Origin of the sequence: Pseudomonas sp. RGM 3321 (assembly GCF_022836805.1) — a bacterium.
In the GTDB taxonomy this organism is placed as follows: Bacteria; Pseudomonadota; Gammaproteobacteria; order Pseudomonadales; family Pseudomonadaceae; genus Aquipseudomonas.
The window spans coordinates 102,918-112,456 of sequence record NZ_JALHBH010000100.1; the positions used below are offsets into that span (position 1 = coordinate 102,918).

The 9,539-nt window shown below is 61.2% G+C and carries 3 protein-coding genes; all 3 read right to left on the reverse strand.

Annotated elements, in window-relative coordinates; all coding sequences use genetic code 11:
- Positions 1-9: 9 nt before the first annotated feature.
- The 3 genes from recD to recC are packed head-to-tail and all read right to left on the reverse strand — an operon-like array spanning position 10 to position 9,265.
- Complete coding sequence (recD, locus tag RGM3321_RS08430; protein ID WP_244392558.1) at positions 10-2,103, reverse strand: exodeoxyribonuclease V subunit alpha; 2,094 nt, start codon at positions 2,101-2,103, stop codon at positions 10-12.
- Positions 2,100-5,792, reverse strand: a complete 3,693-nt coding sequence (gene recB / locus RGM3321_RS08435; protein ID WP_244392560.1) for an exodeoxyribonuclease V subunit beta — start codon at positions 5,790-5,792, stop codon at positions 2,100-2,102. Before recB ends, recD begins: the two co-directional genes overlap by 4 nt.
- The gene (gene recC, locus RGM3321_RS08440) at positions 5,789-9,265 is read right to left on the reverse strand and encodes an exodeoxyribonuclease V subunit gamma (protein ID WP_244392562.1); all 3,477 of its coding nucleotides are present in this window, start codon (positions 9,263-9,265) and stop codon (positions 5,789-5,791) included. The genes recB and recC overlap by 4 nt, the downstream gene beginning before the upstream one ends.
- Between the last annotated feature and the right edge of the window lie 274 nt (positions 9,266-9,539).

Here is a 9,539-nt window from a genome sequence, read left to right on the forward strand (position 1 = left end):
TGAACGCAATCAAAGCCCCAACATCAGCCCACTCAGGCGTTTGACCTTGCGGCGCAGGGCTTCTTCGAAGATGCCCTGGCGGGGTTCGATCAGGCTGAACCAGTGTTTGGCGCGGGTGATGCCGGTGTAGATGAGTTCTTTGGTCAGTACCGGGTTGAGCGCTTCGGGCAGGATCAGGGCGGTGTGGGCGAATTCCGAACCCTGGGATTTGTGTACAGTCATGGCGTACACGGTTTCTACCTCATTGAGGCGGCTGGGCAGGACGAAGCGCACGCCATCGCTGCCGTCGTTGCGCGGGAACGCGACACGTAGCACTTGCTTGCCGTCGCCGTCGCGCTCGGGCAGGCGCAAGGTGATGCCGATGTCGCCGTTCATCAGGCCCAGGCCGTAGTCGTTGTGGGTCATCAGCACCGGGCGGCCTTCGTACCATTGCTGTTCGCTTTCGATCAGCTTCGCGTTGAACAGCGCGTGAGTGATGCGCTGGTTCAAGCCTTCCACGCCCCACGAGCCTTTGCGCACGGCGCACAGCAGTTGAAAGGCGTCGAAGGCGCTGAGTACCAAGCGCGCCCATCGCGTCCAGCACTGGTCGTCGAGTGCCGAATCATCGGCGGGACGCCCGGCGGCGAGTACGTTGAGGTAATGGCGGTAACCCTGCGGGCCTTGCTCGCCTCTGCCAAGCCCGTCGAGGACCAGGCGTTCGAACTTGAGGTCCTGCTCGCCCTTCAACGTCAGGGCGAACAGGTCGTCGTGACTGCCAGCCGCAAGCAGCGCGCGGGCCTGTTGGTCCTGCTGCTGGTTGACCAGTCGGGCCAACTGGCCGATACCGCTGCCTTGGCCAAAACGACGCGAGTGGCGCAACATCACCACTTGTTGTGCCAACGGATGGTGCTGCGCATCGCCTTGGCGCAAGGCGCCTTTGCTGAGGTCTTCGCCGCTGACAGCTTCAAGCCAGGCCTGAGTTTCAGCACTGTAAAAACCTTCTTCAGCGTCGCGACACAAATCGCCCAGCACGGCACCCGCCTCAACGGAGGCCAACTGGTCCTTGTCGCCGAGCAGCACCATGCGTGCATGCGGCGGTAATGCGTCGAGCAGATTGGCCATCATTTCCAGGTCGATCATGGATGCTTCATCAACCACCAGCACATCCAGCGGCAGCAAGTTGCCCGCATGGTGACGGAAGTGCCGGGTACCGGGGCGGCTGCCCAGCAGTCGGTGGACGGTGGTGACTTCGCTGGGGATTTTCTGCCGTACGTCGTCGCTGACGTCCAGGCTCTGCACCTGCTGGCTGATGGACTCGGTCAGTCGGGCAGCCGCCTTGCCGGTAGGTGCCGCCAGACGGATGCGCAGCGGTTGGCCGCTCTGCACCGCCGGGGCCTGCAATAACGCCAGCAAGCGCACCACGGTTGTGGTCTTGCCGGTGCCGGGGCCGCCGGTAATGATGCTGAAGCCCTTGCGGGTCGCCAGCGCGCAGGCAAGTTTCTGCCAGTCGATAATGGCTTGAGGCGCTGAGTTCGCAGGCCCGAACAGGGCATTCAGGCGCTGCGGGAGATCCTCCGGTGGCGCTTCGCTCTGCGCCAGGCGCTGACGCAAGGCTGCGGCGATACGCCGTTCATAGGTCCAGTAGCGGCGCAGGTATAAACGTCGCTCGGCAAGCACCAATGGTTTTTGCAGCGCCTCGACACTTGAATCGCCCACCTCGGCAACCAGCATGCTGTCTGCAAGCGCCTGGCACCAGGCGGCGCCATCCAGTGCTGCCAGCAGTTGCGAGGGCAGCAGCATTGTCCCGCCTTGCTGATCGCCCTCGGGTGGCAATGACAGGGCGAAGTCCGGTTCTTTCAGGGTTTCGTACAGATCAAGGCAAACATGGCCATGGCCGAGTTGATGACTGGTCAGCGCCGCAGCGACCAGCACCAGCGGATCGGCCTGCGGATCGAGGTCGCTGAGAAACGCGACAAATGCTTTGTCCAGCGCACGCAACCAGCCGCGCTCGACCCAGCGCTCCAGCAGGATCAACAGATCGCCGACGCGCGTCAGCGGACTCAATTCAGCGAGGCTGATGTCGTCCAGCGCGGTGGGCAACAGATCGTCAAACGAGCGGCTCATGCCAATGCTCCCGACAGGTCATGCGCTAACGGTTTGCCCTGAAACAAAAGGTCCAGGCTCTCGATAAGTTCGCGTGGCGGGCGGACGAAATACGCACCCTGAGAGGCCGAGCGGCTGCCGCGCAGGAACAGATACAGCGCGCCGCCCATGTGCTGGTCGTAATCATAGTCGGCCATCCGTGCCTTGAGCTGACGATGCAACGCCAGCAAGTACAGGACGTATTGCAGGTCATAACGGTTGTCGAGAATGGCCGCTTCCATCGCCAGTTCGGTGTAGGCAGTGTCGTCGATGCCCAGCCAGTTGGACTTGTAGTCAGCCACGTAATAACGGCCTTCGTGTTCGAACGTCAGGTCGATAAAGCCTTTGAACATGCCGTTGAGCGAGACCGTCTCGGTCGCAGCACGCGGCGCGTTGTTGTGGGTGAAGCGGCGCACCAGGGCATCCATCTGCGCCACATTGACGTTGTTGCTGGCGAACCAGAATTCCATTTCTATGCGGTACTGATTGGGCTGGTCCAGCTCACCCAGGGCGACCGGTGTGGCATCCGGCGACAGACGCAACGGCATGTTCAGCATGTGCTGCAGCCAATCGCTCAGGGTATTGATCCAGCCCGCCCAACCGCGCCGATTGCAGCGCCGGGCAACGGCGTCCTGCAGTTTGTCCGGCGCGTGCGCGGTCATCGCAAAACCTTCGTTGCCTGCCCACTCGAGCAGCCCGTGCAGAAAGGTGCCGGGATTGGGGCCACGCGGAAAGCGATGGATATCGCCGCCGCTGGTCAAAATGTCACGCGGGGCTTCGGGGTCCAGGCGCTCATCGTCGAACAGCTTCTGTGCCTGCGGGCTGTCAGGCGATTCATCGGCACCAGCGGTTACAGTGTCGCCGATACGCAGGGCGCTGTAGGAGGCGATCCACCAGTTCTCGGCAGCGCGACGTTTGGGCACCAGCAGTTTGACCAGCGCGGCTTCGTTGCGCGGCGCGCTGAAGCGTTCGTCAGTGGGCTCGGGAACAGGCTGCAAGGCAATCGCATCGCAGCCTTGCGCGAGATCACGCAGCCAGACTTTCAGCTCTGCCGATTCGGCCAGCGCTAAACCGCCACCCAGCAAATAACCCAACGCAGAACGGTGCAGCATCGAGTTGCTGGCATTGCCGCGTTTGAGGTCGGCAACGCCCAGCCAGCAAGCGTGTTCGGAACGGGTCAGAGCCACGTAGAGCAAGCGCAGGTCTTCGGCCAGACGTTCGTCATCGGCTTGCTGAATCAGCGCTTCGGTGGGCTGCAGGCTGATCTGCGACTTGCCGTCGGCGTCATGAAACTGCAGTGGCAGGCGACTGCCGTCCACGGGTTTCGAGGAGCAAATGAATGGCAGGAACACCAGCGGATATTGCAGTCCCTTGGACTTGTGGATGGTCACAACCTTGACCAGTTGCTCGTCGCTTTCCAGACGCAGGATCTGTTCTTCGCCAGCCTGACCGGACAGCGCCAGGTGGTCGCCCAGATGCCGAATCAGCGCCTGTTCGCCGTCCAGTTCGGCGGCGGCCTGCTGCAGCAGTTCAGACAAGTGCAACAGGTTGGTCAGTACTCGCTCACCGTCGGTGCGCGTCATCAATGTCTGCGGCAGGGCGAAGTCGTGCAGCAGGCGGCGCAGCATTGGCAGCACGCCCTGGCTGCGCCATACGGCACGATAGCCACGGAACTGCATGACGCGCCGTTCCCAAGCCAGTTCGTCCTGATTCAGACGCTCCAGCTCGGCCAGCGGCAGGTCCAGCGTGATACACGCCAGCGCGGCACGCAGCGTACGTTCGGAATCGGGCTCGGCACAGGCTTTGAGCCAGGACAGCAGGTCGTGGGCTTCCTGAGCGGCGAACACTGAGTCCTTGTCCGACAGATAAACGCTGCGCACGCCACGCGCGGTGAGTTGCTGACGCACCGCCTGCGCTTCCTTGCCGTCGCGGACCAGAATCGCAATGTCGGCCGGACGCAGCCCGCGCAGCGGTTTATCAAGCACGGCGAAACCGGCACGGCCCTGTTGACCGGCGTTGAGCAGACGCACGATCTCGCTGGCGCAACTGGCCGCCAATTGTTGGCGATAAATGACCCCAGACACCGGCTGTTCGCTTTCCAGATGCCAGACCGTCAGTGCAGTCAGTGGCGCGCCGTCGACTTCCAGGACCTCTTTACGACCCTGGGCCAGCGCATCGGAGAACGGCACCTGATTGCCTTGATCATCACGAAACAGGAACGCTCCGCGACCTTGCGGACGTTGCTCTGCGCGCGTGAAGACATGGTTGACCGACGCGACCATTGCATGGCTGGAGCGGTAGTTGGTGTCCAGCGTGTGCCAACGGCCGTCGGTGGCCTGCCGGGCGCGCAGGTAGGTGTAGATATCGGCACCGCGAAACGCATAGATCGCCTGCTTGGGGTCGCCGATCAGGAACAGCCCGGTCTGCTCGTCATTACCTTCAAGGTGATAGATGCTGTCGAAGATCCGGTACTGCACCGGGTCGGTATCCTGAAACTCATCGATCAACGCCACCGGAAACTGCTCACGAATCAGGGTGGCCAGACGTTCGCCGCCAGCGCTGTGCAGGGCGGCATCGAGCCTGAGCAACATGTCGTCAAAACCCATCTCGGCACGGCGCCGCTTCTCTTCTTCAAAGCGGGCACTTACCCACTGCGCCGCATGCTGCAATACCGCGGCATCCGGCTTGGGCAAACTGTCCAGCGCAGCTTTCAACTGTGCCATGGCCTCGAAAGCCGGATGTGAAGGCGGATCACTTTTCCAGGCTTCGGCAACACCGTCCGGGGTCAGGCGCGTGAAACCGGTACCCAGGTCCAGCGCTTCCTGTGTGTCGTCAGCAGCCCACGCGGCAAGCTTTTCAAACCAGGGTTTGAAGTAGCGCTCCTGCATCTTGCGGCCATCGACTACTTTGCGGGCAACGGCGTCCTGACAAAGCGCATACAGCTCTTCAGCCCAGGCGGTCCAAGGCGCTTTCAGGGCAGCAAGCACTTCTCGACGCTCCTGCAACGACGCCTCGATCAGTTCGGTGGGCTCTTGAGTGAGCGGGCTGCGATCACGACCAAACAAACCTCGCACACGCGGCAACAACGCCGCCGGACCGCTCAGGTTTTCCCGCACCCAGGTCAACGCGTCGCCGCTCATGGGGTAGCAGAAGCGGCGCCAGTAGTCGCGCAGCACTTCACCGAGCAAATCGCTGTGGTCGGTTTCCAGGGTCTGGGTGAACAGGCTGCCGCTGTCGAATGCGTGTTCGCGCAACATGCGCTGGCACCAGCTGTGAATGGTCGAGACGGCGGCTTCGTCCATCCACTGTGCGGCGATGTCCAGACGGCTGGCACAGGCAGGCCACTGCTCGGCCTCGAACTGCTCGCGCAGCTCGGCAATCAAACCGTCAGGTGCAGCAATCTCGTCACGAAAGAACCGTGCTGCTTCCGCCAGCCGGGTACGAATCCTGTCACGCAGCTCCTTGGTAGCGGCGTCGGTGAAGGTCACCACAAGGATCTGCGGCGGCAGCAATTCACGACCAAAGCCTGACTGTTCGGTGCCGTGCCCAAGTACCAGACGCAAGTACAGGGCGGAGATGGTGAAGGTCTTGCCGGTCCCGGCGCTGGCCTCGATCAGCTGACTGCCGCGTAGTGGAAAGCGCAGTGCCAGAGGAAGGGATTGTTCGTTCATGCGCCACCCTCCCCGCCAGACAGCGACTGCCAGGCTGCATCGTAAACCGGTTTGTAGAGCGTCTCGCACCAGCCTGCAAACTCTTCACTGTCGACCAGCGCGTCAAAGTCTGGAAACTGTCGGGCCAGCGCGGTGCTTTCGCGGCGCTCGCCATCAGTGGTCTGCCCGTCACCCTCGTAGGCTTTACGGGCTGCCGCTTCGGCTTTGTCGGCGGGCTGGCCCAGCCAGGCAAATGCAGTTTTGACGGCGACTGGCAAAGGCTCTTGCATGCCGCGTAGCCAGGCCATCAGCAAGTGATTCAGGGTGGTTATGGCCGCGTCCTTGTCCAACGGATCGAGCATGAGGGTTTCGTCACTGGCCACCAGTGCCGTGTGCAACGGCAACTCGCAGGCGCAGGCCACCAAGTGGTTGACCCACGGTCGAATCAGCCGGTGCCATTTGCGAGTCTTTTTCGAGCCGATGCTGTTGGGAATCGCCGTGACCAGCAACAGCTCACCAACAGCGTTACGGTGCAGTCCGCCAAGCCAGCCATCGATACTCACACTGCCATGGCTGAAACTGATCGGTAATGCGCTGCTCAACGTTTCGGGCCAGAGGGTCAACAGATCGTGGTAACGCTTGAGAACGTCTGGCAACGGCTCGATCAGTTCGCCCTGCATCAACGTGCCAAATCCCGCGAGCGGCAGCAGGCCACTGGCTTGCAGTTTCAGTGCCTGGGCTTTCAGAGCGGCATCCATATCGTCAGAGGAAGCCATCGCTGCGCTGAGCAGGCTTTCACTGAGGCCGTAACGCTCAAGCGCATCGAGCACGAACGGTTCCTCATCGGCGAGCGGCGCTTCGGCGACTTCAAAATAGATCTTCAGGCGCTGGCTGAAGAAATGCTTCACCGGGTTTCTCAGGAAATCCTGTAACTGTGCAATGGACAGCGGTTCTTCCTGCTCATGGGGGGAAAGTGCTTGAGGTACGGGCACCTGAAGGTCGGTTTCATGCAGCAGGCGCCACTCGCGGGCGAAGCTGAAATACCCAGTGCCTGCATGGAAGTAATTGGCACTGAAAGGCTGCAGCGGGTGATCCACAGTCAGCGCGTTCAGTAAGCGCTCACCATCGTCCTGCTTGCCGTCAGGGTCGGTCTCGCCAGCCAGCTTCCAGCCACTGGCCAGGTGATCGCGCAATTGGCCAATCAGCACCGATGCAGGACGCTCGCTGTTGTCACGAATGCTGTGGCCAACCCAGCTGATATAGAGCTGGTCCCTGGCCGAGAGCAGCGCTTCCAGCAACAGGTAGCGATCGTCTTCACGCCGGGAACGGTCGCCGGGGCGGTAATCGCTGCCCATCAGGTCGAAATCCAGCGGCGGTTGTGCGCGTGGGTAATCGCCGTCGTTCATGCCCAACAGGCAGACCACTTTGAACGGAATGGCACGCATGGGCATCAGCGTGCAGAAGTTGACCGAGCCTGCCAGAAAGCGTTGCGACAGACGCCCCTGATCAAGCCCGGCCAGCCAGGCCTCACGCACAACGGTCAACGGCAGCTCATCGGTCAGCCCTACCGCGTCACAGGTTTCCAGCCAGCTTTCGCGCAGTGTTTCAAGTTGAGCGAGCAGGTAGTCATCGTGTTCGCTGTCGGCGAGGAAGAACAACTGCAACAGCGATTGCAGACGCGTTCCCCACGCGAACGGAGTTGCGGGTGTCGATAATTCCGTATGGGCCACCTGAAGCGCGTCAATCAGCGCTACCAGTGGGCCGATCAAAGCGGCATCAAGTCCGCCAATCTCATCGTAAGGCTCGATGCCGTCGTAAGCCTCACCTGCCCCCACGGCGTAACCCAGCAGCATGCGACGCAGGCCGAAATGCCAGCTGTTCTGCTCCAGCGCATCCGGCAACCCCAGACCTGCACGCTGCTGTGCGTTGAGGCCCCAGCGAATGCCGGCACCCTCTATCCAGCGGTGCAGCGTTGGCAGATCGCGCTCCTGAACCCTGAAGCGCGCGCGCAAGGCAGGAACGTCGAGCAGGTCAAGGATTTCGCTGACCGGGAAGCGGCTGTCCGGGAGTTTAAGGAGGTGTTCAACGGCAATCAGCAAGGGTTCGCGACCACGTTGCCCCTGGTCGGCCAGCGTAAAGGGAATGAAGCGACGATCTTCGCGTTCGATTTGCCCGAATACCGCTCGTATGTGGGGGGCGTAGCTGTCGATATCCGGGACCATGACAATCACGTCACGCGGGCGCAGGCCAGGGTCTTTGCTGAATCGTGCCAATAGCTGGTCGTGCAGCACTTCCACTTCGCGCTGCGCACTGTGCGCAACATGGAAACGGACCGAGCGATCTTCCAGCGGATCGACTGCCGGCCAGAGCTCACGGGTTTCATCCAGCGGGCGCAGCTCGAGAATATCGTCCTGCAACTGGTTCAGTAGTGTTGTGGGCTCCGCTTCACTGAACAGATCAATGCGCTCGTCCTTGAACGAGGAGCGGTAGCTGCGTGGGTCGTCATGGCTGTCCAGCAGGTTGATGTAATCACGTCCCTGCTTGCCCCAGGCCGCGAGCAACGGGTGAGCATGCTGATGCAGCGCTTGCGGGTCGAGGACCATCGGCATTCCGGTCTTGCGCGCCTGGCGTTTGTACTGGTGACGCAGCAGGTCTTTGTCGGCGACGATATCAGCCCAGTGATGGCGGCACGGGTTGTGAACGCAGAGCAGAACCTGGCTGAACTTCGCCAGACCCGCCAACGCCTCAAGCGCTTGTGCGGGCAACGAGGAAATGCCAAAAACGATGACGCGTGCCGGCAAACCCGGGGGCGCTTCGGTCATGTTGCCGATGCGCTCGATGAAGCGCTGATGCACACCCGCTCGACTCTGCGACATACCTTCGGCACCGACATCATCCAGCAGCGCGCGCCACAGTTCGGCTTGCCAGCAATTGGCGGCTGACAGTGGTCTGGCCTGACCTCGGCCATCGCGCAATTGATGGCGGCCAGCGGCCCAGTCCTCCAGCCAGTCGGCGCGGTAAACCTGATATTGATCGAACAGATCTGACAGGCGCTCGGACAATTGATAGCGCTTGCGTAGATCAGTGTCGTCGGTCAGGAAACGCTGCAGGGGCTCAAAGTGCGGCTGATTGATAAGTTCGGGGAGCAAGCGCATCAAGCGCCAGGTCAGCGGGGTCTTGTCGAGCAAGGAGGTCGAGGGGATTTCATCGCTTCCGAGAACCATGCGGTACAGCGTCCACATGAAACTACCGGGCAATTGGACGTCTATGGCTGCGGCAATGCCACAGCCACCGCTATCTTCATCCTGAGCATCCTCGGCCAACGCCAGTTTCAACCACTGCGCAATGCCGTTGCTCTGGACCAGCGCAATCTCGTTTTCCAGGGGGGCCAATGGATAACGTCGCATCCACGACACAACCAGGCTGCGCAGTTCATCCGGGCGGTTGCCTTGGACCACCATGAAACCTGCACTCAGAGAGGTTGTAACGGACATGCTTGCTTCCTTGACCGGTGCGTAGAACCTGATGCCGAACCATAAGGGCAAGCGCGCTGGATTGCCATAAGCATGTTGGTCTGAATGACTGTCGGAGAGGTGGGGTTATGAGTTCAGGAGAATGCAGAGGTTTGTGGAACCCCAGAAAAACAAAAACCCTCAACGCGTAAGCGATGAGGGTTTCTGGAATTTAATCTTGACGATGACCTACTCTCACATGGGGAAACCCCACACTACCATCGGCGATACATCGTTTCACTACTGAGTTCGGGAT

What these genes read in the sequence shown, in the direction of transcription:
- recD (WP_244392558.1), bottom strand. Translation starts at nt 2,103, where the DNA reads ATGAGCCGCTCGTTTGACGATCTGTTGCCCACCGCGCTGGACGACATC.
- recB (WP_244392560.1), bottom strand. Translation starts at nt 5,792, where the DNA reads ATGAACGAACAATCCCTTCCTCTGGCACTGCGCTTTCCACTACGCGGC.
- recC (WP_244392562.1), bottom strand. Translation starts at nt 9,265, where the DNA reads ATGTCCGTTACAACCTCTCTGAGTGCAGGTTTCATGGTGGTCCAAGGC.